The organism is Streptomyces sp. NPDC017529, assembly GCF_044329785.1.
In the GTDB taxonomy this organism is placed as follows: domain Bacteria; phylum Actinomycetota; class Actinomycetes; order Streptomycetales; family Streptomycetaceae; genus Streptomyces.
This window is the reverse complement of the sequence record NZ_JBIRJY010000002.1, coordinates 616,013-641,152: the sequence shown is the minus strand read 5'-3', so window position 1 is coordinate 641,152 and position 25,140 is coordinate 616,013. Positions and strand designations below refer to the sequence as shown.

25 protein-coding genes are annotated in these 25,140 nt (G+C 72.3%); 14 read left to right on the top strand and 11 right to left on the bottom strand.

The features are described from left to right. Window positions 1-12: 12 nt before the first annotated feature. Window positions 13-558: a glycine-rich domain-containing protein gene (locus ACH4K4_RS06655; RefSeq protein ID WP_398165258.1), complete on the bottom strand. Its 546-nt coding sequence runs from the start codon at window positions 556-558 to the stop codon at window positions 13-15. A 28-nt stretch (window positions 559-586) separates the two neighbouring features. Then, the gene (locus tag ACH4K4_RS06650) at window positions 587-1,036 is read right to left on the bottom strand and encodes a hypothetical protein (RefSeq protein WP_398165257.1); all 450 of its coding nucleotides are present in this window, start codon (window positions 1,034-1,036) and stop codon (window positions 587-589) included. 63 nt (window positions 1,037-1,099) lie between these two features. Between ACH4K4_RS06650 and ACH4K4_RS06645 the strand changes: the two genes are divergently transcribed. From ACH4K4_RS06645 to ACH4K4_RS06635, 3 genes are all read left to right on the top strand, one after another. Next, on the top strand, window positions 1,100-1,567 hold the full coding sequence (locus ACH4K4_RS06645) for a hypothetical protein (protein ID WP_398165255.1): 468 nt from the start codon (window positions 1,100-1,102) through the stop codon (window positions 1,565-1,567). A 25-nt stretch (window positions 1,568-1,592) separates the two neighbouring features. Beyond that, complete coding sequence (locus ACH4K4_RS06640; protein WP_398165254.1) at window positions 1,593-2,933, top strand: hypothetical protein; 1,341 nt, start codon at window positions 1,593-1,595, stop codon at window positions 2,931-2,933. Between the two features lie 107 nt (window positions 2,934-3,040). Continuing rightward, window positions 3,041-3,961, top strand: coding sequence for a GyrI-like domain-containing protein (locus ACH4K4_RS06635; protein ID WP_398165418.1), 921 nt, complete (start codon window positions 3,041-3,043; stop codon window positions 3,959-3,961). Here ACH4K4_RS06635 and ACH4K4_RS06630 read toward each other — a convergent pair. After that, the gene (locus ACH4K4_RS06630; RefSeq protein WP_398165253.1) at window positions 3,859-4,659 is read right to left on the bottom strand and encodes a cobalt-precorrin-6A reductase; all 801 of its coding nucleotides are present in this window, start codon (window positions 4,657-4,659) and stop codon (window positions 3,859-3,861) included. The genes ACH4K4_RS06635 and ACH4K4_RS06630 overlap by 103 nt on opposite strands. Before the next feature lie 17 nt (window positions 4,660-4,676). Here ACH4K4_RS06630 and ACH4K4_RS06625 point away from each other — a divergent pair, with 17 nt between their 5' ends. After that, the gene (locus ACH4K4_RS06625; RefSeq protein ID WP_398165252.1) at window positions 4,677-5,846 is read left to right on the top strand and encodes a cobalt-precorrin-5B (C(1))-methyltransferase; all 1,170 of its coding nucleotides are present in this window, start codon (window positions 4,677-4,679) and stop codon (window positions 5,844-5,846) included. 3 nt (window positions 5,847-5,849) lie between these two features. Here the strand turns inward: ACH4K4_RS06625 and ACH4K4_RS06620 are convergent, their stop codons facing one another. From ACH4K4_RS06620 to cbiE, 3 genes are read right to left on the bottom strand one after another with little or no spacing between them, the layout of a single operon-like run. Beyond that, the gene (locus ACH4K4_RS06620) at window positions 5,850-6,428 is read right to left on the bottom strand and encodes a cysteine hydrolase family protein (protein ID WP_398165251.1); all 579 of its coding nucleotides are present in this window, start codon (window positions 6,426-6,428) and stop codon (window positions 5,850-5,852) included. 40 nt (window positions 6,429-6,468) lie between these two features. Next, on the bottom strand, window positions 6,469-7,224 hold the full coding sequence (gene cobM / locus ACH4K4_RS06615) for a precorrin-4 C(11)-methyltransferase (protein ID WP_398165249.1): 756 nt from the start codon (window positions 7,222-7,224) through the stop codon (window positions 6,469-6,471). Next, window positions 7,221-8,522, bottom strand: coding sequence for a precorrin-6y C5,15-methyltransferase (decarboxylating) subunit CbiE (gene cbiE / locus ACH4K4_RS06610; protein WP_398165248.1), 1,302 nt, complete (start codon window positions 8,520-8,522; stop codon window positions 7,221-7,223). The genes cobM and cbiE overlap by 4 nt, the downstream gene beginning before the upstream one ends. Window positions 8,523-8,818: 296 nt before the next feature. Between cbiE and ACH4K4_RS06605 the strand changes: the two genes are divergently transcribed. The 3 genes from ACH4K4_RS06605 (at window position 8,819) to ACH4K4_RS06595 (ending at window position 10,811) form a co-directional block, all read left to right on the top strand. Continuing rightward, window positions 8,819-9,052, top strand: a complete 234-nt coding sequence (locus tag ACH4K4_RS06605) for a hypothetical protein (protein ID WP_398165246.1) — start codon at window positions 8,819-8,821, stop codon at window positions 9,050-9,052. 191 nt (window positions 9,053-9,243) lie between these two features. Then, window positions 9,244-10,359 carry a cation diffusion facilitator family transporter gene (locus ACH4K4_RS06600; RefSeq protein ID WP_398165245.1) on the top strand — a complete coding sequence of 372 codons (1,116 nt, stop codon included), beginning with the start codon at window positions 9,244-9,246 and terminating at the stop codon, window positions 10,357-10,359. A gap of 98 nt (window positions 10,360-10,457) precedes the next feature. Next, window positions 10,458-10,811, top strand: a complete 354-nt coding sequence (locus tag ACH4K4_RS06595) for a hypothetical protein (protein ID WP_398165243.1) — start codon at window positions 10,458-10,460, stop codon at window positions 10,809-10,811. A 37-nt stretch (window positions 10,812-10,848) separates the two neighbouring features. On the opposite strand, the gene ACH4K4_RS06590 is transcribed toward ACH4K4_RS06595, so the two are convergent. Further along, window positions 10,849-11,790, bottom strand: a complete 942-nt coding sequence (locus ACH4K4_RS06590) for an NADP-dependent oxidoreductase (protein ID WP_398165241.1) — start codon at window positions 11,788-11,790, stop codon at window positions 10,849-10,851. Between the two features lie 271 nt (window positions 11,791-12,061). On the opposite strand from ACH4K4_RS06590, the gene ligD reads away from it, so the two are divergent. Next, complete coding sequence (gene ligD, locus ACH4K4_RS06585; protein WP_398165240.1) at window positions 12,062-12,997, top strand: non-homologous end-joining DNA ligase; 936 nt, start codon at window positions 12,062-12,064, stop codon at window positions 12,995-12,997. Window positions 12,998-13,083: 86 nt separating this feature from the next. Next, window positions 13,084-14,241, top strand: coding sequence for an ABC transporter ATP-binding protein (locus tag ACH4K4_RS06580; RefSeq protein ID WP_398165239.1), 1,158 nt, complete (start codon window positions 13,084-13,086; stop codon window positions 14,239-14,241). Between the two features lie 28 nt (window positions 14,242-14,269). Here the strand turns inward: ACH4K4_RS06580 and ACH4K4_RS06575 are convergent, their stop codons facing one another. From ACH4K4_RS06575 to ACH4K4_RS06560, 4 genes are all read right to left on the bottom strand, one after another. Then, on the bottom strand, window positions 14,270-15,223 hold the full coding sequence (locus tag ACH4K4_RS06575) for an ABC transporter substrate-binding protein (protein WP_398165237.1): 954 nt from the start codon (window positions 15,221-15,223) through the stop codon (window positions 14,270-14,272). Further along, window positions 15,220-15,894, bottom strand: a complete 675-nt coding sequence (locus ACH4K4_RS06570; protein WP_398165236.1) for an ABC transporter permease — start codon at window positions 15,892-15,894, stop codon at window positions 15,220-15,222. The genes ACH4K4_RS06575 and ACH4K4_RS06570 overlap by 4 nt, the downstream gene beginning before the upstream one ends. Beyond that, entirely contained in the window at window positions 15,891-16,562 is a 672-nt protein-coding gene (locus ACH4K4_RS06565) for an ABC transporter permease (protein ID WP_398165235.1), read from the bottom strand. Before ACH4K4_RS06565 ends, ACH4K4_RS06570 begins: the two co-directional genes overlap by 4 nt. A gap of 123 nt (window positions 16,563-16,685) precedes the next feature. Beyond that, entirely contained in the window at window positions 16,686-17,972 is a 1,287-nt protein-coding gene (locus tag ACH4K4_RS06560; RefSeq protein ID WP_398165234.1) for an alpha/beta hydrolase, read from the bottom strand. A 531-nt stretch (window positions 17,973-18,503) separates the two neighbouring features. Between ACH4K4_RS06560 and ACH4K4_RS06555 the strand changes: the two genes are divergently transcribed. From ACH4K4_RS06555 to metG, 5 genes are all read left to right on the top strand, one after another. Next, window positions 18,504-19,730, top strand: a complete 1,227-nt coding sequence (locus ACH4K4_RS06555; protein ID WP_398165232.1) for a VWA domain-containing protein — start codon at window positions 18,504-18,506, stop codon at window positions 19,728-19,730. A 380-nt stretch (window positions 19,731-20,110) separates the two neighbouring features. After that, window positions 20,111-20,803 carry a hypothetical protein gene (locus ACH4K4_RS06550; protein WP_398165231.1) on the top strand — a complete coding sequence of 231 codons (693 nt, stop codon included), beginning with the start codon at window positions 20,111-20,113 and terminating at the stop codon, window positions 20,801-20,803. 71 nt (window positions 20,804-20,874) lie between these two features. Continuing rightward, complete coding sequence (locus tag ACH4K4_RS06545) at window positions 20,875-22,437, top strand: MFS transporter (RefSeq protein WP_398165229.1); 1,563 nt, start codon at window positions 20,875-20,877, stop codon at window positions 22,435-22,437. Window positions 22,438-22,501: 64 nt separating this feature from the next. After that, window positions 22,502-23,281, top strand: a complete 780-nt coding sequence (locus ACH4K4_RS06540) for a class I SAM-dependent methyltransferase (RefSeq protein ID WP_398165228.1) — start codon at window positions 22,502-22,504, stop codon at window positions 23,279-23,281. A 94-nt stretch (window positions 23,282-23,375) separates the two neighbouring features. Further along, the gene (gene metG, locus ACH4K4_RS06535) at window positions 23,376-25,085 is read left to right on the top strand and encodes a methionine--tRNA ligase (RefSeq protein WP_398165226.1); all 1,710 of its coding nucleotides are present in this window, start codon (window positions 23,376-23,378) and stop codon (window positions 25,083-25,085) included. Window positions 25,086-25,140: the final 55 nt, after the last annotated feature.

Genomic DNA, 25,140 nt, shown 5'->3' with positions numbered 1-25,140 from the left:
GCAACAACCTGCTCATAGCGGGGATCGATCCACTCCATCTGCCGCCTCCTGACTGCCTGTATCGCGCAGCAACTGCCCCGGATTCCTGGGCATCGGTCCAGGCTGCGGAGAAGGTCCGATCGGCCCGCAACCGCCGGGCGGTGTATGCCCGCAGTCGGCGGCCACCGGCACGGTCTCCTCGGCAGGAACGCGCCACAATTCTCCGTCGATCACATACCCTGCCTCTCCGATCAGTGCCGTGGTGCGGTCGATGACCGATTGCCGCTGCCGCTGCGGGTCCGGCGGCTGCGGGTAATGGTGCACAAAGCCACCAAGGCGCGCGCACAAGGCGGCATACGTCTCCGTGTGCAGGATCAGGGCATGCCAGCCCTCGTCGACGACACGCGACGGCGCGATGGCCGCGGACCGGCACCTGGCCGCGGTCGCCACAAACGCGAGAGCTTGTACGAGAATCCGCTCGGCCGTGCGCAGGGGCATTCCGCGATTTCCGGTCGCGACGGTTTCGCTCACGGCCAGGAATTCCGACGCGGGCAGTAGTGCGCGAGCAGCGTGTTCCATGGACGCTCCTTCTGTTTGATGTCCGCGATTACCAACAGCCGACGAGGGACGACACGCCTCGGCACCGTTCGTCCGACTCGTCGAAGGTCGTCGCGGTCCACCCGCCCGCCCGCACCACCTTGTTCTGCAGACGAAGACGCACGCTTGCATCCTGGGCCAGCCGTCCCCAGTTGTGCACCAGACACAGCACTTTTCGGTGGTCAGCCTGCTTCCACATGGCGCCGAGAAGCTCGCCGAACTGGGGCCGTTGCAGGTCGAGGGCGTGATCACCGAGGTCGACCCAGGTACCCGCCACCTCCCAGCCCCACCCGGCGGCGTAGCTCTGACAGCCGACGAGACGCAGGTCGAGGAGGCTGTGAGACCTCGTAGCGCTACGGTCGTAGACGAACGCGAGCGGCGAAGCCGGCCGCGCTGTTCCGATCGGAAGGATTTCGTTGCAAGCGGCCGTGCCGCGCAACGGCGGTGCTTTTGTGTGCATGCACCGATTTCAGCGCGGTGGTGACGGATTCGGCAGACGACAACCTGTGACACGGAGTTGATCTTGCGCAAAGTCATCACGATCACCGGCACCCGCTCCACCACCCACCACCCGGCGCAGTGGTACGAGGCGGCCTTCGCTGCCTACCTCGCTCCCTTCGCCACACCCACAGCGCACTTCTTCACTGGTGGCGCCAAAGGCATCGATTCTCTCGCCCTCCGCTGGCTGGCAACCCACACATGTTCCGAACTGTCCGTGGTCGTTCCGGGAACGGTCGCACAACAGCCGGAAGAAGCCCGACTGGCCGTCGAACATTGCCGGAACCGCATCACCGAGATCGTGGAACTACAGGCACCCGAACTCGAAGCTTCCGCCTACCACGCCCGTAACCGCTGGATGGTGGACCGGAGCGAAATGACCATCGGGTTTCCCCTCGAAACACCCGCTGCCGCACCTTCGCATACCGGTACCTGGCAAACTCTCGACTATACGGCCTCCCTGAGCAAGCCCCGCTTGATAGTCCCGACTTGACGCCCCGTACAGGCATCATGTGGCCATGAACGCGCGTGACACCAGCGTCGGCGCCCGCACGCTCAAGCGCCTGCGCAAGTCCCGAGGCTGGTCCCTGGCCGGTCTCTCCCATTCCCTCGCCAACGTCGCCTCTCAGCGGGGCATTTCCCTCCCCGTTCCCATCACCAGCGTGCAGCGCAGCGTCGCACGCTGGGAATGCGCCGCCTCACCCGTACGCCCCAGTCACCACTACCAGCTCCTGCTGGCTCACCTCTACGCGCGAAACGCGTCCGGCACCCTGAGCCTCGGTCCCGGCAGTGACTTCTCCGAACTGCTCACCGCGCTGGCTCATCACGGGGAGAGCGACCACCAACTGAGTGAACTGCGCTCCTTGGTCACCCGCTCGGTGACCACCGGCAACGAGGGCCTGCTCGCTCTTCTCGGCCCACACGTCGGAACCACCGTCACCAGTGCTCTCGAAAACCCCGCACGCATCGACGCCACGCTGCTGCACGGCCTCCACGCCGCAGTCGAGAACGCGAACCGCCAGGTGGGCTCACTCCCCTTCGCGCGCCTCCAACTGCTCCTCTTCCCCGTCGTCGAAACCTGTCAGCGTCTGCTCGGTAGCGAGGTCCCGACCCCGCTGCTTCCCGGTTTGCGCACCGTCGCATCCCAGGCCCTCACCCTCGCCGGCCGTATCGCCTTCGAAACGTACGATGACGGTGCGTCCGGTTCCCTGTACGCCGCGGCAACCGAGGCCGCCGAACCGCTCCCCTCGTGGCACCGCGCGGTCGTGCACATGAGCCACGCCCTCGTCGTGCTCTACTCCACACCCGGCACCGACGCCGCGCGCGTCCTCGTAGAGGCCGCTGTCCGGGGCGCACGTACGGGAGACAATCCGGCCGTACGCGGTCGCGCCCACGCGCTGCACTCCGAGATCGCCGCCCGCTCCGGCGACCGGCGCCAGGCACTGAGCGCACTGTCCCTGGCCCGGTACGACATCGACGGCACCCAGGAGGGCAACCCGCCTTCTTCCGGTTTCTCCTCCTATCACCTCCGAGGTTTCGAGGGGCTCTGCGATCTCCACACAGGAGACGCCTCAACAGCCGACACCCACTTCGCCGAGGCGGCAGCAGCCCTCACCCGCCCGCGGGACCGTCTCCAGCGCGCCATCATCACGACCGACCAAGCCCTTGCGCGTATCCGCCTGGGCGACCCCGTCTCAGGCACCGCGCTCCTGCATACCTGCGCCGATGAAGTGGCCGCCATGGGCGGCCGGGTCCCCGCCTTGCGCCTGCGCAGGGCCCGCCACGCGCTCCGTCCTTGGCACAGCGAACGCTTCGTAGCGGAGTTGGACGACCATCTCCTCACCATGCAGCAGGGCTGAGTCTTGCCGCCCGGCCGAATCACCCGACCGAACCGGACACACATCATCGGGTCCGGCAAGGTGGTCTCTTCCTGGCGTGATGGGTGAAAGGGAAGGAGTCCGGGGTGGTGCTGGAGCGGCTCAATCTGGCTATGGACCGCATTGAGGAATGTCTTGACGGGCGGATCGACGTGGCCGAGCTGGCGCGTGTCGCGCTGACGACGGAGTACCACTTCCGGCGGCTGTTCTCCGCGCTCGCGGGGCTGCCGCTCTCGGAGTACATCCGGCGCAGGCGGCTGACGGTCGCGGGTGCCGAGGTGCTCGCCGGGGAGCGGACGTTGCTGGATGTCGCGGTGCGGTACGGCTACACCTCGGGCGAGGCGTTCGCGCGGGCGTTCCGTGCCATGCACGGGGTCGGGCCCGGCGAGGCGCGGCGGACCGGTGCGAGCTTGCAGTCCCAGCCCCGGATGTCCTTTCGCCTCGTTGTCGAAGGGAGTGGCAGCATGCGGTACAGGGTTGTGGAGAAGGACGCGTTCCGGGTGGTCGGCAGGAAGGCGCGCGTGCCGCTGGTGCATGTGGGGGGCAATCCGGCCATCGCCGAGTTCGTCCGGGGCATCGGCCGGGAGACGCTGCGGCGTATGGAGAGCCTGTCCGATCAGGTGCCGGAGGGGATCGTGGCGGTGAGTGACGGTCTCGACCCGAGCCGGGCGGAAGGGACGGAGCTCGATTACTACCACGGTGTGGTGACCGGCGCGGAGGCTCCCGAGGGGCTGGACGCGCTCGCCGTCCCGGCCGGGACGTGGGCCGTCTTCGAGAGCTCCGGGCCGTTTCCGCAGACGCTCCAGTACATGTGGCGGGACGTGTTCACGCAGTGGTTCCCGTCCAACCCGTACCGGAGCCGGCCGGGGCCGGAGATCCTGCGTACCCGGCTGTCGGCGGGCGGGGCTCAGGCGGATGCGGAGCTGTGGATCCCGGTGGAGCGGAGCCAGGTGACCGCCTCCTCCGGGGTGGCCGCCACCGGGACGCCGGGCGGGACGGGCGGGCGCTGAACGACCACGACCGGCACCCCCGCCTCGCGCGCCGCCGTGAGTTTCGGGGCCGTGGCCGCCGCGCCGCTGTCCTTCGTCACGAGGACGTCGATGCGGTGGCGGCGGAGGAGGTCGCGTTCGCCTTCGAGGGTGAAGGGGCCCCGGTCCAGGAGGACGTCCATCCGAGGCGGGAACGGCGGCTCGGGCGCGTCTACGGAACGTACGAGGAACCAGAGGTCGGTGAGGTGGGCGAAGGTGGCGAGGCCCATGCGGCCGGTGGTGAGGAAGACGCGGTGGCCGAGGGCGGGGAGGGCGGCGGCGGCCTCGGCGAGGGAGGCGACCGGGTGCCAGTCGTCGTCCGGGCCGGGGACCCAGCCGGGCCTGCGGAGGGCGAGCAGGGGAACATGGGCGGTGGCGGCGGCCTGCGCCGCGTTGAAACTGATCGTGCCGGCGAAGGGATGGGTGGCGTCGATGAGCGCGTCCACCGCGTGCTCGCGCAGCCAGTGTGCGAGGCCGTCCGGGCCTCCGAATCCACCGATGCGGACCTCGCCGGCCGGCAGCCGGGGCGCGGCCACGCGCCCGGCGAGGGACGTGGTGACGCGCAGTGCGGGGAGCCGGTCCGCCAGGTCGGCGGCCAGCCGGCGGGCCTCGGTCGTGCCGCCGAGGATCAGGACGTGCGGGCGGTGTACGGGCCCGGCAGGGCCGGCGGGGACGGTCATGGCGGGCGGGCTTCTCCATGGGTGAGGCGGGTACGGAGACGAACGGTACGGGAGGCGCGGCGGGCGGGCGTACGGCGCAGCTCGCGCACACCGGGCTGCGGCACGGCTGGACGACCGGCGCCTGCGCGACCGCGGCGGCCACGGCCGCGTACACCGCGCTGCTGACCGGGGACTTCCCCGACCCGGTGACGATCACGCTGCCGAAGGGGCAGACGCCCGCCTTCGCGCTGGCTGCCGAGGAGCTGGCCGAGGACCGCGCCAGGGCCATGGCAGCCGTCGTGAAGGACGCGGGGGACGACCCCGACGTGACGCACGGGGCGCTGGTCCGGGCGACGGTGCGGCGGCTTCCGGCGGGGAGTGGCGTGGTGTTCAGGGCTGGGCCGGGCGTCGGTACGGTCACGCGTCCCGGGCTGCCGTTGGACGTGGGCGAGCCGGCCGTCAATCCCGTGCCGCGGCAGCTGATGCGGGAGCATGTCGCCGAGGTCGCGGCGCGGTACGGGGGCGGCGGCGACGTCGAGATCGAGCTGTCGGTCGATCACGGCGAGGAGATCGCGCGCAGTACGTGGAACCCGCGGCTGGGGATCCTGGGCGGGCTGTCGATCCTGGGGACGACCGGGATCGTGGTGCCGTACTCCTGCTCGGCGTGGATCGACTCGATCCGGCGGGGCGTGGACGTGGCGCGCGCGGCCGGGCGTACGCACGTGGCCGGGTGCACCGGCTCGACCTCGGAGAAGGTCGTGGTCGCCGAGCACGACCTGCCCGAGGACGCGCTGCTGGACATGGGGGACTTCGCGGGCGCGGTGCTGAAGTACGTACGCCGGCATCCCGTGCCCCGGCTGACGGTCTGCGGCGGCTTCGCGAAGCTGTCCAAGCTGGCGGCGGGCCATCTGGATCTGCATTCGGCGCGGTCGCAGGTGGACAAGGGGTTCCTGGCGGAGCTGGCCCGGCAGGGCGGCGCGGACGAGGAGCTGGCGGCCGAGGTCGCCGGAGCGAACACGGGGCTGGCCGCGCTCCAGCTCTGTACGGCGCGCGGCGTACCGCTCGGTGACCTCGTCGCCGCGACGGCCCGCGACGAGGCCCTGGCGGTCCTGCGCGGGGCGCCGGTCGCGGTGGACGTGATCTGCATCGACCGGGCGGGGAACGTGGTGGGGCGGGCCGGGCCGCGCGGGCCGCGGAGCGACCTGTAGACGTTACGCGGCGGGCGGCGCCCCGAAGGCGACGTCCTTCGCGTACGCGACGATCTCCACCTCGTCGCCCAGCGCCCACTCCGCCACCCGCGACGCCATCGCCGCCGGGACGCCCTCGGTCTCGCCGGGCGCGGGCGGGATGTCGTACGTGCCGTGCGCGTCGTGCGGCAGGACCACGCGGTACTCCCGTTCCAAGGCGCTGCGCGCGGTCGCCAGGACGCACATCTCGGACATCACGCCGCAGACGACGAGGGACCGTACGCCGGTCTCGGTGAGCAGGCCGCCCAGCGGGGTTTCGTGGAAGCCGTCGTCCTCCGTCTTGCGGATCACGACCTCGCGGGGGCCGGGGACGACCGGCAGGTGCAGCTCCCAGCCCTTGGTGCCCGTCTCGTCGGGCATGCCGGGCGCGCCGTCGTTCTGGAGGTGGACGATCAGCGCGCCGGCGGTCCGGGCGCGGCCGATCAGGCCCTCGATGCGCTCCTGGACGGCCGCCGCGTGCGGTGCCGCCTCCTCGCCCTCGAAGAACGCCGACTGGACGTCGACGACGATCAGTGCCTCTACAGGCCGCACGCTCTCGCTCATCCGGCCGATCCTGCTGCTCCCGGCGTCCCCGATCAACCGGTTATCCGGCCCGGTTCGGCCGTTCCCGTTCCGTCGAGTACAGGTGGCTGTCGCGGAACTGCGCGGCGCCCAGCGTGCGGCCGACCATGATGACCGCGGTACGGACCACGCCCGCCGCCTTCACCTGGTCCGCGATGTCGGACAGCGTGCCGCGCAGCACCAGCTCGCCGGGGCGCGAGGCCATCGCGACGACCGCGGCGGGGCAGTCGGCGCCGTAGTGCGGCAGGAGTTCGCCGACGACCCGGTCGACGTAACGGGCCGCGAGGTGCAGGACCAGGAGCGCGCGGCTGCGGCCCAGCGTCGCCAGGTCCTCGCCCTCGGGCATCGCGGTGGCCTGCTGGGCGACGCGGGTGAGGATCACGGTCTGGCCGACGGTGGGCACGGTCAGTTCACGCTTGAGGGCGGCCGCCGCGGCGGCGAACGCCGGTACGCCGGGGACGACCTCGTACGGCACGCCCGCCGCGTCCAGGCGGCGCATCTGCTCCGCGACGGCGCTGAAGACGGACGGGTCGCCGGAGTGCAGCCGGGCCACGTCCCGGCCCGCCTCGTGGGCGCGGACCAGCTCGGCGGTGATCTGGTCGAGGTCCAGGTCGGCCGTGTCGACCAGGCGGGCGCCGGGCGGGCACTCGGCGAGCAGTTCGCGCGGCACCAGGCTGCCCGCGTACAGGCACACCTCGCAGCGGGCCAGCAGCCGGGCGCCGCGCAGCGTGATCAGGTCGGCGGCGCCCGGTCCGGCGCCGATGAAGTGGACGGTCACTGTGCGTCTCCAGGGGCAGAGGGGGCGGCAGGGGACAAGGACTTCGTGACCGACCACTGGGTGACCGGCATGGCCTGCCGCCAGCCGGTGAAGCCGCCCACCGGTACGGCGTGCGCGACGGCGAGCCGGACGAGTTCGCCGCCGTGGCGCCGGTACCAGTCGGCGAGCAGCGCCTCGGACTCCAGCGTGACGGTGTTGGCGACCAGCCGGCCGCCCGGCGGCAGCGCCGCCCAGCACGCCTCCAGGAGGCCGGGCGCGGTCAGCCCGCCGCCGACGAACACCGCGTCGGGCGCCGGGAGCCCGGCGAGCGCTTCGGGCGCGGGCCCGGTGACCACGCGCAGCGCCGGAACGCCGAGGGCGTCCGCGTTACGGGTGATGCGCCCGGCCCGTACGGCGTCCCGCTCGACGGCGACGGCGCGGCAGGTGCGGTGCGTACGCATCCACTCGATGCCGATGGAGCCGGAGCCGCCGCCGACGTCCCACAGCAGTTCGCCGGGTGCGGGGGCGAGGGCGGCGAGGGTGGCGGCCCGTACGTGACGCTTGGTCAGCTGGCCGTCGTGCTCGTACGCGGCGTCCGGCAGGCCGGGGGCGGCGGCGAGGCGGAGGGCGTCGGGGGCGCGGGCGCAGTCCAGGGCGATGACGTTGAGCGGGTCGGTGCCGCCGGCGGGCGGCGGCCAGTCGGCCGCGGTGCCCTCGGACTGCCGCTCGTCCGGCCCGCCGAGCTGTTCCAGTACGCGCATCCGGGTCGGCCCGAAACCCCGGTCGCGCAGCAGCCCGGCGACCTGAGCGGGAGTCTCGGCCCCCGCGGACAGGACGAGGAGGCGGCGGCCGTCGTGCAGGGCGCCCGCCAGGCCCGTCAGGGGCCGGCCCACGAGGGTGACGACTTCCGTCTCCTCGACCGGCCAGCCGAGCCGGGCACACGCGTACGAGACGGAGGACGGGTGCGGCAGCACGCGCGGCGGCGGGGCACCGGCCTCGGCGAGCACCTCGGTGAGCGTCCGCCCGATGCCGTAGAACATCGGGTCGCCGCTGGCCAGTACGCACACCTCGCGCCCGGCGTGCGCGGCGAGCAGCCCCGGCACGGCGGGCCGCAGCGGCGCCGGCCACGGGACCCGTTCGCCCGCGCACGCGGCGGGCAGCAGGGCGAGCTGCCGGGCGCCGCCGACGAGCGTCTCCGCGCCGCGCAGCGCCGCGCGTGCGGCGTCCGGCAGCCCGTCCCAGCCGTCGGCGCCGATGCCGACGACGGTGACGCGGGCGGGGGTACGCGGCGCGGACGCTGCGGGCGGGGCGGTGCTCACTGCCGGTTACCTCGGGGCTTCGGGTGGGTCGGTGGTGGTGCGGGGCGGTAGGACAGGACCGGCGGACCGGGAAGTCAACCGGGCGCGGACACCCGGCCGGCGCGTTTCAAGGGTAAGAGGCGGTGTCCGGCGGCCTCACCGGCGGGCTCTGGGCACCGGTTCGCACGGCGCCCGCAGAACCGCTTCCGAATTCGTTTCACGGGCGCATAATTGGCTACTCCTAGTAATCGTGAGTTCACCGACCGAAACTCTTCGGTGGAAGCACGGCACGGGCACCGAGGGAAGGCGCTGCGATCATGGACACAGTGGAACGCGCGACGGCGGACGAGACGATCACCGACGCGGAGGCCGCACGGGACGAACTACGGGACGCGCTGGCCGGAGTGGGCATCACCCTGCCGTCCCTGGGGCTGGACGGGCCTTCGCTGGCCTCCGAAGCGCCCCGCCCGCTCGTCGAACTGGGGCGCTGCGCCCCCGAGGTCGCCCGGCGGCTCGCCACCGCCCTGCGCCGCACCGGCCGGGATCGGTGACCGCGCCGCGGGGCGGCCCGGGCGTCGGCCGGGCCGCCCGCACGGCGTACCGAACTCACCGCTGTGACCAGCAACAACGCGCCGCCCGGCGGTAATGACAACGGTCACCGGTGCAGCCTTTGGATCTCGGGGCGAAGTGCGGTTTGCTTCCTGCGCACGTCCTTGAGGACGCCCCAGGAAGGAGCGCGCCCATGACCGAGCACGCCCACGCCGCCGACACCCCCTCCGGGCACCCGCCCGACGCCCACGGACCAGCGCCCGCCCACTCGCACGAGCCCGGACACGGGCACGGGCACGGGCACCAGCACGGGCCCGGACACGGGCACTCCCACTCGCACGCCCTTTCACCGGACGCCGACCGCCGCTGGCTGCGGGCCGCGCTCACGCTGATCACCGTGTTCATGGCCGTGGAAGTGGTGATCGGCTTCCTGGCACGCTCACTGGCGCTGATCTCCGACGCCGCCCACATGCTCACCGACGCCGCCTCCATCGTGCTGGCGCTGGTCGCGATGCGGCTGGCCGCCCGGCCCGCGCGCGGCGGCTACACGTACGGCCTCAAGCGCGCCGAGATCCTGTCCGCGCAGGCCAACGGCATCACGCTGCTGGTGCTGTCGGTCTGGCTCGGGTACGAGGCCATCGCCCGCCTGGTCTCCCCGCCCGAGGTCACCGGCGGCCTGGTCCTGGTCACCGCGCTCGCCGGGGTGGTCGTCAACATCGCCGCCGCCTGGTGCATCTCCAAGGCCAACCGCAGCAGCCTGAACGTCGAGGGCGCCTACCAGCACATCCTGACCGACCTGTTCGGCTTCATCGCCACCGCCGTCGCCGGTGCGGTCGTGCTGACCACCGGCTTCGCGCGGGCCGATGCCATCGCCTCGCTCGTCGTGGTCGTCCTGATGCTGCGCGCCGGCACCGGCCTGGTCCGCGAGTCCGGCCGGATCTTCATGGAGGCCGCGCCGAGCGGGGTGGACCCGGACGCGCTGGGCGACCACCTCGTCGAGACGGACCAGGTCGTCGAGGTCCACGACCTGCACATCTGGGAGATCACCTCCGGCGAACCGGCGCTGTCCGCGCACATCCTGGTGGCGCCTGGCGGCGACTGCCACGCCGTACGCCGCAGCCTGCACGAACTGCTGAACCTGAAATACGGCATCACCCACGCCACCCTCCAGGTCGACCACGTGGGCGAGCAGACACCGCCCGGCGAGATCCTGCACATAGCGGCGGGCCCGGACGCCGCCGCCCTCGCGTCCCCGCACTGCGAGGACACCCACGGGCCCGTGCACCGGCCTGGGCCGCACGACCACTGAGGGGCGGGGGCCGTCGACGTTCCCGGCGCGGGAGGGCCATCCGCACCAGTCTTCTGATGCGGGGAGCGTCCTTCGGAGTCCGGTGTCGTTAGCAACCCATGAACAAGCGCAGACCGACCGCAGCACTGGCGCTCACGACCGCGGCGCTCGGCGCGGGGTGGTTCACGGCCACGCCCGCGGCCGCCGGAGGCGTTGGGGCCTTTGTGTCTCCGTCGTTCGGTACCACCTGCCTCAACCGCCACCAGTCCCTCGCGGCCGGGGACGCCGCCGCCAGCGGCGGCTCGGCCTCCGGCAACCTCGCCGGACTGCCGTTCGGCAGCCCCTTCAACCAATGTGGTGGAGCCGACCGCCCCGACATCGATTTCACTCGCGACGTCGATCCCGATCACGATGTCGATACCAACGGCGATGCCGACGCCGGCATCGGCATCTTCGGCTCCAGCAGGCAGTGACGGCACCGGAGGGTGCCGCCGCCAGAAGGTGACGGCACTAGAAGGTGACGACCGTCTTGCCCTGCGCGTGCCCCGTACGGCTCAGCTCCAGCGCCTCCGGAATGTCCTCCAGGGCGATCTCGCTCCCGATGGGCACGGTCAGCCGTCCCGCGTCGAGCTGCCCGGCGAGGATCTCCAGCAGCTGGGGCGAGGGCCGGTTGTGGAAGTTGAAGCCGCGCAGGTTGTGCTCGGTCAGGACGTCGGCGTCGGCCGACCCGACGGTGGAGACGGCCGTACCGCCGTCCCGTACCGTCCGGGTCGCCTCGCCGAACGCGGCCGGCCCGCCGACCAGGTCCAGCAGCACGTCCACGCCGTCCGGGTGGGCGGCGAGCACCTGGTCGGCCACCGGCCCCACCGCGTGGTCCACCGTCTCGGCGGCGCCCAGGGTGCGCATCAGGTCCGCCAGGGCCGGCCGCGCGGTGACGATCACCTCGGCGCCCCGGCCGGCCGCGAGCTGGGTCGCGAACGTGCCCACGCCCCCGGTCCCGCCGATGACCAGCACCCGCTTGCCCTCCCCGACGCGGGTCTCCTCCACGAGGTTGTACGCCGTCATCCCGGCCGTGGGCACGGCGGCGGACACCGCGTACGGGACGCTGCGCGCGGCACCGGCCAGCGACTTCTCCTCGGCCGTCGCGAACTCCGCGTACGAGCCGCCGCCCCGCCCCGGCCGCTGGAACTGGCCGAACACCGCGTCACCCACCTGGAAGCGGCGCACGCCCGTGCCGACGCCGACCACCTCGCCGGCGCCGTCCGACCCCAGGACCAGCGGGAAGGAGTGCGGCACCGCGTCCTTGAGCAGGCCGTCGGCGATCTTCCAGTCGACCGGGTTGAGCCCGGCAGCGGACATCCGCACCAGGACCTCGCCGGGTCCGGGCTCCGGCTCCGGCACGTCCATGAGCTGGGGTTGTTCGCCGAATGCGGTGACTGCTACGGCCTTCATCGTCGCGCTCCCTTCCACCCGTACGGCCCACCCTCCCGACCGATGGCAGGGCAAGGGACACTGCCGTCAATGCGGCGCCCGCCACGGCCCGCTTTCGGGGTGAATTGGCGCCACGTTGACGACGGCCCCCAGGATCGTAAGCACGGGGGCGGGGCGGTTCGCGGCAGGACGAGGGGCGGTGCCCCGGAAGCAACTCGTACGGCCCCCCGCCGAAGAGGTGCCACCGCCGGCCGCGTTTGCCGCGCGGCCCGGCCGGTTACCCGTCCTCGTCATGAGCGGCAAAAGCGGCGGCGCGGACGACACACGCACCATCAAGGCGGGGCGGCGCACGGTCGGCATCAGCCGTCCCGGCAAGGTCCTCTTCCCGGACGACGGGATCACCAAGGGCGACCTGGCCGAGCACTACAAGGCGGTCGCCCGGCGCGCGGTCCCGCACCTGCGCGACCGGCCGCTGATGATGGAACGGCACCCCGACGGCATCGGCGGCAGGCCCCTGATGCAGAAGAACGCGCCCGACCATTTCCCCGACTGGGTACGGCGTTCCGTGCAGGCCAAGGAGGGCGGCAAGGTCACCCACGTCGTCTGTGACGACGCGGCGACCCTCGTCTACCTCGCGGACCAGGCGAGCGTCACCGTCCACCGCTGGCTCTCCCGCGAGCACCGCCCCGACCACCCCGACCTGCTGATCTTCGACCTCGACCCGGCCGAGGGCGCGGACTTCGAGGACGTACGGTGGACCGCCCACCGCGTCTGCGAGCTGTGGGACGAACTGAAGCTGCCCGCCCGCCTGATGACCACCGGGTCGCGCGGCCTGCACGTCATCGCGCCGCTGGACGCCGGCGCCGGCTTCGACACCGTGCGCGACTTCGCCCACCTGGCCGCCGAACGCCTCGCCGCCCGCCACCCCGACCGGCTCACCACCGAGCAGCGCAAGGCCGCGCGCGACGGCCGCGTCTACCTGGACGTCCAGCGCAACGCGTACGCGCAGACCGCGGTGGCGCCCTATTCCGTACGGGCCAAGCCGGGCGCGCCGGTGGCCACCCCCATCAGCCGCGACGAACTGGACGACCCCGAACTGACGGCGCAGCGGTGGACGGTGTCCACCATCCCCGACCGCCTCGCCGAGGACGACCCGTGGGCGGGACTGTCCTGGCGCGGCCGCTCGGTGCGGGCGGCACGGGAGCGGCTGGAGGCGCTGGAGGACTAGGGCGTTCCCGATCGATCGTCCCGGGGCACAGGGCCCGTTTGCCCGTATAAGGCGCCCGGGTGCGGGCCGCGGGCTTCAATGGACCAATGATCCGGTTCGAGTCCGTCTCCAAGCGCTACCCGGACGGCACCACCGCCGTCGACGGCCTCTCCTTCGAGGTCGCCGAGGGCGAGCTGGTGACGCTGGTCGGGCCGTCCGGCTGCGGCAAGACGACCACCATGAAGATGGTCAACCGGCTCACCGACCCGACCGGCGGCCGCATCTTCGTCGAGGGCCGTGACATCGCGGAGGCCGACCCCGTACGCCTGCGCCGCCGCATCGGCTACGTCATCCAGCAGACCGGCCTCTTCCCGCATCGCACGGTCCTCGACAACACCGCCACCGTCCCCTATCTGACCGGCTGGAAGAAGCCGAAGGCCCGCGCGCGGGCCGCCGAACTCCTGGAGCTGGTGGGCCTGGATCCCGCCGTCCACGGGCCGCGCTACCCGGACCAGCTCTCCGGCGGCGAGCGGCAGCGCGTCGGCGTGGCCCGCGCGCTGGCCGCCGATCCGCCCGTGCTGCTGATGGACGAGCCGTTCGGCGCCGTGGACCCCGTCGTCCGCGACCGGCTCCAGAAGGAGTTCCTGCGGCTCCAGGCGTCCCTGCACAAGACGGTGCTGCTGGTCACCCACGACATCGAGGAAGCGGTCCGGCTCGGCGACCGCATCGCGGTCTACGGGCAGGGCCGGATCGAGCAGTACGACACCCCGGCGGGCGTGCTGGGCGCGCCCGCCTCCCCGTACGTCGCCGAGTTCGTCGGCACCGACCGGGCGCTGAAACAGCTGTCGGTCACCGGCATCGAACCGGGCGACCTGGAACACCCGCCCTTCGCCCGCCTCGGCGAGCCCGCCGCCGAGGCCGCGGCCCGGCTGCGCGCGGAGGGCGCCCGCTGGGCCGTCGTCCTGGACGACGAGGGCGGGCTGCACGGCTGGGTGGGCACGGAAGAGTCGGCAGGCGCGTCAGGAAACGTTTCGGCGCACGCGCGCCGGATGGAGGCGTGGGTACCGGTCGGCGGCTCCCTCAAGGACGCGTTCAGCGAGATGCTCAAGTACGACGCGGGCTGGGTCGCGGTCGTGGACGGCCCCCGCTTCCTGGGCGTGCTGACGCCGGTCACGCTGCACGAGGCGCTGCGGCGCGCGATCGGGTCGGACGAGCAGGGCGTACCGCGCGAGGAGGCGGAGGTCGACTCGGTGCCCACGGAGTGAGGAGGCGTACGGCACACAGGCCGAGGGGCTACAGCAGGCCCTTCGCCTTCAGGTAGGCCGACGCCACGTCCTCGGGGAGCCGCCGCCAGCTGTCCACCCGCTGGTTCAGCCGTGCCAGGTCCTCCGTGGTCAGTACGGAGTTGAGCTTGCCCAGCGCGGCGGCGACGCGCGCGCTGCCCGCGCGGGCCCGGTTGACCACCGGGACGACGTAATCCGCGTTCTGGAGCTTCTTGTCGTCGGCGAGGAACACCAGCCCGAACTGCTCCACCGTCGCGTCAGTGCTGGTCGTCAGCACCATCTGGTCCTGCCCGTTCTGCACGGCCTGCTTGGCGGGCGTGGTGCCCACCCCCTTCGGGTCGACGGCCGTGATGTCGATGCCGTACGTCCGTTCAAGGCCCGGCGCGCAGAACGGCCGCTGCACGCATTCGTCGCCCGCCGCCAGCCGCACCGGCAGCTTGGACCGCCCCAGGTCGCTGAGGGTCTTCAGGCCGTGCCGGCGCGCGTACGCGGCGGTGACGGCGAAGGCGTTCTGGTCCACGGCCCGGCCCGGCGGCAGCACGGTCAGGCCCCGGGGCCCGGCGAGGGCGCGCAGCACCTTCATCGTCGTGCCGAGGTCCGGCGAGGCGACGGGGTCGGCGTCGGCGCCCTTGGTCTTGGCGTTCAGCCAGTCGGCGAAGGTCGCCGCGTACTCGGGGACGACGTCGATCTGGCCGCTCTCCAAGGACGGCTCGTACAGCTCCCGGTTGCCGACGGTGAGGATGTCGGTCTCGTACCCGGCCTTGCCGAGCAGCGCCGCGTACATCCGGGCCAGCAGCTCGCTCTCGGTGAAGCCCGCCGAGCCGATCGACAGGTGACGGCTGTCGCCGGGCGGCGCGGTGACCTGGCCGCGGTTCTCCAGGGAGGGACCGGTGGCACAGCCGGCGGCGGACGACGACACCAGCAGCGCCGCCACGCACACCCGTACGCCCCGCCGCCACCTCATCGCGCCCGTCCCCGCGCCCGGGACGGGCCCAGCCGCCGTACCCCCTCGAAGGCCGCCTCCATCAGCAGCGCGAACACCGCCACGATCACCGCGCCCGCGACCACCTGCGGCGTACTGGCCAGGTTGAACCCCGCGGTGATGATCCGGCCGAGCCCGCCGCCGCCGACCAGCGCGGCCAGCGTCGCGGTCGCGACCAGCTGCACCGCGGCGATCCGTACGCCCGTCAGCACCAGCGGGAACGCCAGCGGCACCTCCACCCGCCACACCAGCTGCCAGCCGGACATCCCCATCCCGCGGGCGGCCTGCACCACGTCCCGGTCCACCGCGCGCATCCCCACGTAGGCGTTGGTCAGCAACGGCGGAATCGCGAACAGCACCAGCGCGATGAACGTCGGCCAGTCCCCGTGCCGCCCCAGCGGCGTGAGCAGGAGCAGCACCAGCACCGCGAAGGTGGGCACGGCGCGGCCGACGTTGGCCAGGTTGACCGCCAAGGCCCCGCCGCGGCCGAGGTGCCCGAGGGTGACGGCGACGGGCAGCGCGATCAGGCAACTGGCGAGCAGGCAGCCGAGGGTCAGCAGCAGGTGTTCCGCCAGACGGTGCCAGACGCCGTTCTCACCGGCCCAGTTCGCGCCCGTGGCGAGCCAGGTCCAGACGTTCGCGAGGGTCTTCATGCGTGCCGCCAAGGAGTGAGCAGCCGTTCCAGTCCCAGCAGCAGCACGTCGAAGACGACGGCGATGACGACACACAGCACGGAAGCGGTCAGCACCTGCGCCTTGAAGAACGAGTTCATTCCGGCGTAGATCAGGTTGCCCAGGCCGCCGTGGCCGACGATCGCGCCGACCGTCGTGAGCGCGACGGCGGAGACGGTCGCGATACGCAGCCCGGCCATCGCGGCCGGCAGCGCCAGCGGCAGTTCGACGGCCAGCAGCTGCCGCAACGGCCCGTACCCCATGCCGCGGGCCGCTTCCCTCGCCTCCTCCGGTACGCCCTCCAGCCCCGCCAGGATGTTCCGCACCAGGAGCGTGAGGGAGTACAGCGCCAGGCCCACGACGACGAGGGTCGCGGACAGCCCGTACAGCGGCAGCAGCAGCGAGAACATCGCCAGCGACGGCACCGTGTAGAGCACGGTGGTGAAGCCGAGGACCAGGCCCGCCGCCCAGCGCCACCGGCGCGCGGCCACCGCCAGCGGCAGCGCGATCACCAGGCCGAGCAGCACGGAGACCACGGTGAGGTGCAGGTGCTGGAGGACCGCGTCGAGGAGGATGTGGCGGCGGGTGGCCAGGTAGTCGCCACAGATCCAGTCGTTGCGGGCCAGGCAGTCGTCCGGAGGCGCGGTCACGGTACGAGTCCACCCCGGCGCGGGGCGGGGTGTCCTGCCGGGTGGGCCGGACGGGTGAAGGACGGCCTCGGGCACCCTGGGCGCCCTGGGTGTGCTGTCCCCGGGCGGCGCTGGGCGTACGGCTTACAGGTGCGGGGTGGGGCGGTACCGGTTGCGGGACGGGCCGGCCGACGGCGGCACGGAAGGAGCGGCGGACGGGACCGAGGCCGCTCCCGGCCGCTTCGGCGGCGCGTGCGCGGCCTCCACGTCCTGCGGGAACGTCAGGCGGCGGCTCTGCCACTCCAGCGCCGGCGCCACCTCCCGCCGCCAGGTCGAGAACTGGTGGCTGCCGCGCGGCAGGATGATCGAGTCGACGGTCATCGGGGGCTTCACCGCGCGGATGAACCGCAGGGTGTCGCCGTAGTTCGGCTCGCCCAGGCGGCTGCTGGACACCAGCGCGGAGACCTGCGGCGCGGGCAGGTTCCGCAGCCGCCACAGCAGGTCGTGCCCGCGCTGCCGCCGGTCGCCCTCGGCACCGCTGCCGAACAGCTTGCCGGTCGTCAGGTCGTCCTGGATGGCGTACTCACCGGAGAGGGAGACGGCGGAGGTGTAGACGCCGGGGCTGCGCATGGCCAGTTGCAGCGAACACGTACCGCCGGACGAATAGCCGAAGGCGCCCCAGGCACTCGGGTCGTGGCCGACCCGGTAGGCCGCCTTGACGGCCTCCGGCAGGTCCCTGGTGAAGAAGGTCTCGGCCTGCGGACCGCCCGGCACGTCCACGCACTCGGTATCGCGCGGCGGCGCGATCGTCGGCCGCACCATGACGAGCACGGTCGGCTGCATCCTGCCCGCCGCGATCAGCCGGCCCGCGGTCTGCGGGATCTTGAGGTGCTGGGCGAGGTTCATGATGCCGCCCGGGTAGCCGCTGATGACGACCGAGACGGGGAAGCGCTGGCGGCGGAACTGGTGCTGGTAGTACTGCGGCGGCAGGTAGACGAAGGCCGGGTTGATCACCCGCGTACGGCGCCCGACGATCCGTACGGACTCCACCTTGCCGACCTCCTCGGGGGCCCCCTTCGGCAATCCGGTCACCCGGTCGAGCCCCTGCGGGCCCGCGGGCTGCACCAGGCCGCCGCGGAGACTGCCCGCGTCGGCGTACCGCGCGCCGCCGCCCTCGTTCACCGCCACCGGCGCCTGCTCGGTCCTGCCCAGCAGCTCGCCCCAACTGCTGTAGAACTCGAAGCTGGAGTTCACCGCGAGGGCGAGCGAGCAGACGATGGCCACCTGGGTGACGACGATGGACCCGAGCCTGCCCAGTACGGGCAGCACGCCGCGCCCGGACAGCCGCGGCCAGAGCCACACCGTGAGGGTCACCAAGACCACGGCCAGCGTGACCACCGCGGTTTCGAGCGACTGACTGGTCAGCCCCATGCGCTCACATCTCCCGTCACCCGTACGAGGGTTGCCCGGTTCAGCCGGGCCGCCGCCAGGGTCAACGGGCGGCCCGGCCTATGGTCACCGCGCGCGCCGCAGGTGTTCCGCCTCCGGGAGCGCGGGCGGCCCGCTCCGTACCGGGCTCGCCCCGCGTCCCGCGCGGCCCGCGGCGCGCCCACCCTCCGCGTGACGTGGGCGAACGGTCATCCGAGCCGGTACGGAACGATCACGCGCCACACCACCGACGCCTCGTCACCGAACCGCCCCCGCACGCACGTCCGACTGTTCCGGCTGCCGTCCCCGCCCCGCCTCGCGCCCCTCCGCCCCTTTGCCGCGGGCCCGCCCGCCTTCCCCACCTTTACGCCACCCCTGGTGACAAAACACCCAAACGGGGCATGCGGCGAGACACGCGGGGTCCCACGATGGGACCGGGCCAGGCGGCTACCCTTACGTGTCCGGCCTGGTCAGGGACATGTCCGCGCTTCTAGGACATTCGCCGCACCCCACACACGCTAGAGAGGTACGCCGATGGGCATTCGGAGTCTGCTGCGCAACGCTTTCGGTCGCTCCAAGGCGGCCCGCGAGGAATCGAACGCGGCGGAGAGCGGCGATCGGACGCCGGAAGCGGCGACGATCCCGGAGGCCCGCGAAGAGGCCGCCCCGGGACCCGCCGCACCCGTCGTCCCCACCGCACGCACCGCCCCCACCGACGCACCGGCCGCTTCCCTGCCCGCCCAGGGCACCCCGGCCGACCGCAACCCGGACGACGCCCCCTCCACCGGCACCCCGCACCCGGCCACCGTCCCGGCCCCCTCCCAGGAGCCGGTCTCCGACCTCGTCACCCAGGCCTTCGACACCCCGAAGCCGGAGCGTACGGAGGAGGCCGAGGCGAAGCCGGAGGCTGAGGCGAAGCCGGAGCCGGAGCCGGAGCCGGAGGCCGCCAAGCCGGAGCCTGTGGCGGCCACCGAGCCGAAGACCGAGCCCGCCGTCGAGCCCGAGCCCGAGCCGGAGCCCGTAGCGGTCACCGAGCCCGCCGCGAGCGTCTCCCTCGCCAAGGTCGAGTCGCAGGCACCCGGCCTGGTCAGCCTCTACAAGGCCGCGCGGGTCTCCCTCGAAAAGCAGGGGCTCGGCACCCAGCGCGCGGCCGTCTACCTGGTCCTCGACCGCTCCGGCTCGATGCGCAACTACTACAAGGACGGCACCGTCCAGCACCTGGCCGAGCAGGCCCTCGGCCTCTCCGCCAACCTGGACGACGACGGCACCGTACCCGTCGTCTTCTTCTCCACCGACGTGGACGGCACCGCCGAGATCGACCTGGCCAACTACGAGGGCCGCGTCGGGGAGTTGCACGCGGGCCTCGGTCACATGGGCCGTACGAACTACCACTGGGCCATCAACGCCGTGATCGAGCACTACGAGAAGTCCGGCGCGACCGACCCCGCCTTCGTCATCTTCCAGACCGACGGCGCCCCCACCTCCAAGCCGGCCGCCGAAAAGGCCCTCTGCGAGGCCGCGAAGCTGCCCATCTTCTGGCAGTTCGTCGGCTTCGGCGACCCGGACGCCAAGGGCTTCGACTTCCTCCGCAAGCTGGACGACCTGGCCGTACCCGAGAAGCGCGTGGTGGACAACGCGGGCTTCTTCCACGCCGGCCGCGACCCCAGGTCCCTCGCCGACGCCGACCTCTACCAGCAGCTCATGGTCGAGTTCCCCGAGTGGCTCACCGAGGCCCGCACCGCGGGCATCCTCCCCTCCTGACCACCTGTATTCCCCTTTCACCGGCCGCGGCCGGGCCGGTCGGCCCCGCCGCGGCCGGTGCTTTTGCCCAAGGTCTCGGGCGGCACTGTCAGCGCCGTGTGCAAAGGTGTTACGGCAATCACCACACGGGGTGGAGACCAGCGGGGGTCCGCGTAAGAAGAAGTGGAAAACGCATGAGCATGCCGCCACAGCCGCCACAGCCCGGTCACGGGTACGGGGGCGCGCCGCAAGGCCCGTACGGACAGCCGCAGGCTCCTTACGGGCAGCCGCAGGCGCCGTACGGCGCTCAGCAGCCGGCCGGGGGCCCGGCACCTTACGGGCAGCTGCCGCAGGCGCCCGGGTACGGGGGTTGGGGCGGCCCGCCGCCGATGGGGCCGCCCATGGGACCGCCGCCTCCGCCGAAGAGCAACACCGGGAAGGTGCTGGGGATCATCGGCGGCGTGGTGGCGCTCGCCGTGGTCGGCGCGATCGTGGCGGTGGTGGCCACGAACGGTGGCGGTGGTGGTGCCGACGCGGGTCCCAAGTACAAAACGGTCGTACCGAAGTCGCTGTTGGGCGGGGAGTACACCCTCGCGAAGGACCTGAGCGACTCGGTGGGCGCGAAGGTGCCGCACGACGGCGCGTACGCGCGCAACATGAAGGTGGCGGGCGGTCAGTACGCGTCCGGGGCCAAGGCCCTGGTGCTGATGACGATGTACGGGGACATCAGCGACCCGCGCCAGACGATCGACTCCACCATCTCCGGGATGAAGAAGGGTGACGGGGCCGAGGTCGCCGTGCCCAACTCCAAGTACAGCCCGGGCGGCACCAAGGATTCGGTGGACTGCGGCGTCATGGTGAAGCGCCAGATGGGCCAGAAGATCACCGTGCCGTTCTGTATATGGGCGGATTCGAGCACGACGGGCAACGTCCTGGAGACGGACGGGGAGCACATCGACGCCGACCCCTACTCGGTCGACCTGAACGCGCTCGCGCAGAAGACGGTGAAGATCCGCGGCGAGGTGCGGGTCCCGCTCGACGGCGGGGCGAAGGCGGCGGGCGGCCGACAGGCAGCGGACCGGACCGGCGCCTAGGCTGGACGGGTGCTGCGGCCGCCCGCTTCACGGGGTGGCCGCCGGCTGTCGAGTCGCGGAGGCGGGTCGCTATGAGCCAGAGCCAGAGCCGGACGCCGCAGGGGCGGACCGGAACGGCCGGGGCGCCGGATCCCCGGCGGTGGTGGGGACTGGTCGTCATCGCGTTGGCACAGCTGATGGTGGTGCTGGACGCGACGATCGTGAACATCGCGTTGCCCTCCGCGCAACGGGAACTGCATATGTCGGACGCGAACCGGCAGTGGGTCATCACGGCGTACACGCTCGCGTTCGGCGGCCTGCTCCTGCTGGGCGGGCGGATCGCCGACCTGGTGGGGCGCAAGCGGGCCTTCACGGTGGGGCTCGTCGGGTTCGCGGTGGCGTCGGCGCTGGGCGGTGCGGCCACCGGGCAGGGGTTGCTGTTCGGTGCGCGGGCGCTGCAAGGCGTGTTCGCGGCGCTGCTCGCGCCGTCCGCGCTGTCGTTGCTGACGACGACGTTCACGGACGGGAAAGAGCGGGGCAAGGCGTTCGGCATCTACGGTGCCATCGCCGGCGGCGGTTCGGCCATCGGACTCATCGCGGGCGGCCTGCTGACCGAGTACCTGGACTGGCGCTGGTGCCTGTACGTGAATGTGCCGATAGCGCTCATAGCGCTGGCCGGGGCGTGGGTTTTCCTGCACGACCGCCGGGGGCACGGCGGCGCCCGGCTGGACGTGCCGGGCGTGGTGCTGGGGTGCGGCGGACTGGTCGCGATCGTCTACGGGTGCAGCGAGGCGCAGCCGCGGGGGTGGGGAGACGGGCTGGTCATCGGGCTGCTGGTGGGCGGGGTGGCGCTGCTGGCGCTCTTCACCTGGTGGCAGGGGCGGGCGCGGTTCCCCTTGCTGCCGCTGCACGTCGTACGGGACCGGAACCGTGCCGGGGCGTTCCTGACCATGGGCCTGGCGGTCGTCGCCATGTTCGGGATGTTCCTCTTCATGACGTATTACCTACAGGTGATCCTCGGGTATTCGCCGGTGAAGACCGGCCTGGCGTTTCTGCCGCTGACCGTGGCGATCATCATCGGATCGACGCAGATATCCGCCCGGCTGCTGCACCTCCTCCCGCCGCGCGTCCTGATGGTCCCGGGGACGGTGCTCGCCGCCGCGGGGCTGTTCTACCTGACGTTCCTGACCGCCGAGCCCGCGTACGCGTCACACGTACTGCCGGCCGAACTGCTGGTCGGCCTCGGCATGGGCCTGATCTTCATGCCGGTGATGGCCACGGCCACGTCCGGGGTCGCGCCGCAGGACTCCGGGGTGACGTCCGCGACCGTCAACACGGCGCAGCAGGTGGGCGGTTCGATCGGTACGGCGCTGCTCAACACGATCGCCACGTCCACGAGCGCGACGTACATCGGCAGCCACCTGGCGAACGCGGCGAAGGAGGCGGGCGGGCGCCTCACGCCGGGGATGCGGGAGGGCGTCGTGAAGGACGGGGTCGTGCACGGGTTCACGGTGGCGATCGGGTGGGGTGCGGGGATCATGCTGCTGGCGGCGGTGGTCGCGGGCGTCATGGTGAACGGGAAGGCGTCCGGTCACGCACCGGGCGCCGGGGCTTCAGGGACGGCCCCGGAGGACGCGGAAGCGCCCGCCCGGTAGCGGAGCGCAGCGCGCTGCCGCGCCCTCCCGTACGCCCGCGCCCCCGCCTCAGTACCCTGGCCCCGTGTTCTCCCCCCAGGGCCCGACGCTCCGCGAGCTGACCGCGCAGGCGCTCTCCTCCGTGGAGCGCGGCTACGACCTGCTGGCCCCGAAGTTCGATCACACGCCCTTCCGCACGCCCGACCGGGTCCTCGACGCGACCGCCGAGGCACTGCGCGGCCTCGGACCGTTCGCCTCGGGCCTCGACGTCTGCTGCGGCACCGGCGCGGGCCTGGGCGTACTGCGGTCGCTGTGCCGGGAGCGGGTCACCGGGGTCGACTTCAGCGCCGGCATGCTGGCCGCGGCCCAGGAGGCCGACAAGACCGGTGAGAACACGGCAGCGCCCCCCGGCACCGCCTCCCCCACCACCCGCTACGTCCGTGCCGACGCCCGCGCCCTCCCCTTCACCGGCGGCTTCGACCTCGCGGTCACCTTCGGTGCGCTCGGTCACTTCCTGCCCGGCGAGCGCGCCGCGGTGTTCGCCGGCGTCCACCGGGCGCTGCGCCCGGGCGGTACGTTCGCCTTCCCGGTCGCCGCGCCCCCGCACCCGCGCTCCGCGCTGTACTGGACGCTGTCGGGCTTCGACGCGGTGATGCGCGTACGCAACCTGCTGTGGCGTCCGCCGTTCGTCATGTACTACCGGACCTGCCGGCTGCGCGACGTACGCGCCGACCTGCTCGCCGCGGGCTTCACCGTGGTCCTGCGCCCGGTACCGGGGGCCGCCCGCCGCCCCGACGGCAGCCCCGGCTGGCGGCTGCTGGTGGCACGCAAGGAAACCGCCCGCCGTGACGATCCCGAACCGTAAAACGGGGCGCGGCGGCCCGGGGCACGTCCAGTACGATATTGACGTTCCGTAGAACAAAACCTCACTCACCGTAGCGACTTGGGAGCAGCCGGCAATGGCTCGACACCTCATCACCAGCGCCCTTCCGTACATCAACGGGATCAAGCACCTGGGCAACATGGTGGGGTCCATGCTCCCGGCCGACGTGTACGGGCGGTATATGCGCCGGCGCGGCCACGAGGTGCTCTACATCTGCGCGACGGACGAGCACGGCACGCCCGCCGAGCTGGCGGCCAAGGAAGCGGGGCTGCCCGTCGACGCGTTCTGCGCCCAGCAGCACGACGCGCAGAAGGCGATCTACGACGGTTTCCACCTGCAGTTCGACCACTTCGGGCGCAGCTCCTCGCAGCAGAACGTGGAGCTGACCCAGCACTTCGCGCGCAAGCTGCACGAGAACGGTTTCATCGAGGAGCGCGCCATCCGGCAGGTCTACTCGGTCACCGACGAGCGCTTCCTCCCGGACCGCTACATCGTCGGCACCTGCCCGCACTGCGGTTACGACAAGGCCCGCGGCGACCAGTGCGAGAACTGCACCCGCGTCCTGGACCCGACCGACCTGATCGACGCCCGGTCGGCGATCAGCGGCAGCAGCGACCTGGAGGTGCGCGAGACCAAGCACCTCTTCCTGCTCCAGTCCAAGCTCCAGGGCGAGGTCGAGCAGTGGATCGACGACAGCAGCGAGGACTGGCCGACGCTGGCGTCGTCCATCGCGCGCAAGTGGCTGACCGAGGGCCTCCAGGACCGGGCGATCACCCGTGACCTGGAGTGGGGCGTGCCCGTCCCGGCCGACGTGTGGCCGGAGCTGGCCGCCGAGGGCAAGGTCTTCTACGTCTGGTTCGACGCGCCGATCGAGTACATCGGCGCGACGAAGGAGTGGGCGGACGCCGACCCGGCGACCCGCGACTGGAAGTCGTGGTGGTACGAGGCCGACGACGTGCGCTACACGGAGTTCATGGCCAAGGACAACGTCCCGTTCCACTCGGTGATGTTCCCGGCCACCGAGCTGGGCACCCGCGAGCCGTGGAAGAAGGTCGACTTCCTCAAGGCGTTCAACTGGCTGACCTACTACGGCGGCAAGTTCTCCACCTCGCAGCAGCGCGGCATCTTCACCGACACGGCGCTGGAGCTGCTGCCCGCCGACTACTGGCGCTACTTCCTGATCGCCAACGCGCCGGAGTCCGACGACACCTCCTTCACCTGGGAGCTGTTCTCCTCCTCGGTCAACAAGGACCTGGCCGACACCCTCGGCAACTTCGTCAACCGGGTGCTGTCCTTCTCCCGCAAGCGCTTCGGCGACGAGGTGCCGGCGGGCGCCGCGGCCGGTGAGGCCGAGCGGAAGCTCGGCGAGCAGATCGCCGAGCTGCTGGCGGAGTACGAGGGCCACATGGAGGCCCTCCAGTTCCGCAAGGCGGCGGCGGCCCTGCGCGCGCTGTGGAGCGCGGGCAACTCCTACCTGGAGGAGAAGGCCCCCTGGCTGGAGATCAAGACCGACCAGGAAGCGGCGGCGCTGACGCTGCGGACCGCGATGAACCTGATCCACCTGTACGCGATCGTCTCGGAGCCGTTCATCCCGGCGGCGGCGAAGGCGATGCGGGGCGCGTTCGCGCTGGACGGCGACACGGCGGCCTGGGTCACGGCGGACGAGGCCCGCGCGCTGGCCTCGGTCCCGGCCGGTACGGCGTTCACGGTGCCGCCGGTGCTCTTCGCGAAGATCACGGAGGATGACCTGGCGGCGTACCGGGAGCGGTTCGGGGCGGCGGAGTAGGCGGGCCGACGACGTAGGGCGAGGACCCGGAACCGGTCACCGGTTCCGGGCCCTC

Excerpts from the sequence above, each read along its gene's own strand:
- ACH4K4_RS06655 (WP_398165258.1), bottom strand. The coding sequence starts at position 558 with ATGGAACACGCTGCTCGCGCACTACTGCCCGCGTCGGAATTCCTGGCC.
- ACH4K4_RS06650 (WP_398165257.1), bottom strand. The coding sequence starts at position 1,036 with ATGCACACAAAAGCACCGCCGTTGCGCGGCACGGCCGCTTGCAACGAA.
- ACH4K4_RS06640 (WP_398165254.1), top strand. The coding sequence starts at position 1,593 with ATGAACGCGCGTGACACCAGCGTCGGCGCCCGCACGCTCAAGCGCCTG.
- ACH4K4_RS06630 (WP_398165253.1), bottom strand. The coding sequence starts at position 4,659 with ATGACCGTCCCCGCCGGCCCTGCCGGGCCCGTACACCGCCCGCACGTC.
- ACH4K4_RS06625 (WP_398165252.1), top strand. The coding sequence starts at position 4,677 with ATGGGTGAGGCGGGTACGGAGACGAACGGTACGGGAGGCGCGGCGGGC.
- ACH4K4_RS06620 (WP_398165251.1), bottom strand. The coding sequence starts at position 6,428 with ATGAGCGAGAGCGTGCGGCCTGTAGAGGCACTGATCGTCGTCGACGTC.
- ACH4K4_RS06605 (WP_398165246.1), top strand. The coding sequence starts at position 8,819 with ATGGACACAGTGGAACGCGCGACGGCGGACGAGACGATCACCGACGCG.
- ACH4K4_RS06600 (WP_398165245.1), top strand. The coding sequence starts at position 9,244 with ATGACCGAGCACGCCCACGCCGCCGACACCCCCTCCGGGCACCCGCCC.
- ACH4K4_RS06595 (WP_398165243.1), top strand. The coding sequence starts at position 10,458 with ATGAACAAGCGCAGACCGACCGCAGCACTGGCGCTCACGACCGCGGCG.
- ACH4K4_RS06590 (WP_398165241.1), bottom strand. The coding sequence starts at position 11,790 with ATGAAGGCCGTAGCAGTCACCGCATTCGGCGAACAACCCCAGCTCATG.
- ligD (WP_398165240.1), top strand. The coding sequence starts at position 12,062 with ATGAGCGGCAAAAGCGGCGGCGCGGACGACACACGCACCATCAAGGCG.
- ACH4K4_RS06580 (WP_398165239.1), top strand. The coding sequence starts at position 13,084 with ATGATCCGGTTCGAGTCCGTCTCCAAGCGCTACCCGGACGGCACCACC.
- ACH4K4_RS06575 (WP_398165237.1), bottom strand. The coding sequence starts at position 15,223 with ATGAGGTGGCGGCGGGGCGTACGGGTGTGCGTGGCGGCGCTGCTGGTG.
- ACH4K4_RS06570 (WP_398165236.1), bottom strand. The coding sequence starts at position 15,894 with ATGAAGACCCTCGCGAACGTCTGGACCTGGCTCGCCACGGGCGCGAAC.
- ACH4K4_RS06560 (WP_398165234.1), bottom strand. The coding sequence starts at position 17,972 with ATGGGGCTGACCAGTCAGTCGCTCGAAACCGCGGTGGTCACGCTGGCC.
- ACH4K4_RS06555 (WP_398165232.1), top strand. The coding sequence starts at position 18,504 with ATGGGCATTCGGAGTCTGCTGCGCAACGCTTTCGGTCGCTCCAAGGCG.
- ACH4K4_RS06550 (WP_398165231.1), top strand. The coding sequence starts at position 20,111 with ATGGGACCGCCGCCTCCGCCGAAGAGCAACACCGGGAAGGTGCTGGGG.
- ACH4K4_RS06545 (WP_398165229.1), top strand. The coding sequence starts at position 20,875 with ATGAGCCAGAGCCAGAGCCGGACGCCGCAGGGGCGGACCGGAACGGCC.
- metG (WP_398165226.1), top strand. The coding sequence starts at position 23,376 with ATGGCTCGACACCTCATCACCAGCGCCCTTCCGTACATCAACGGGATC.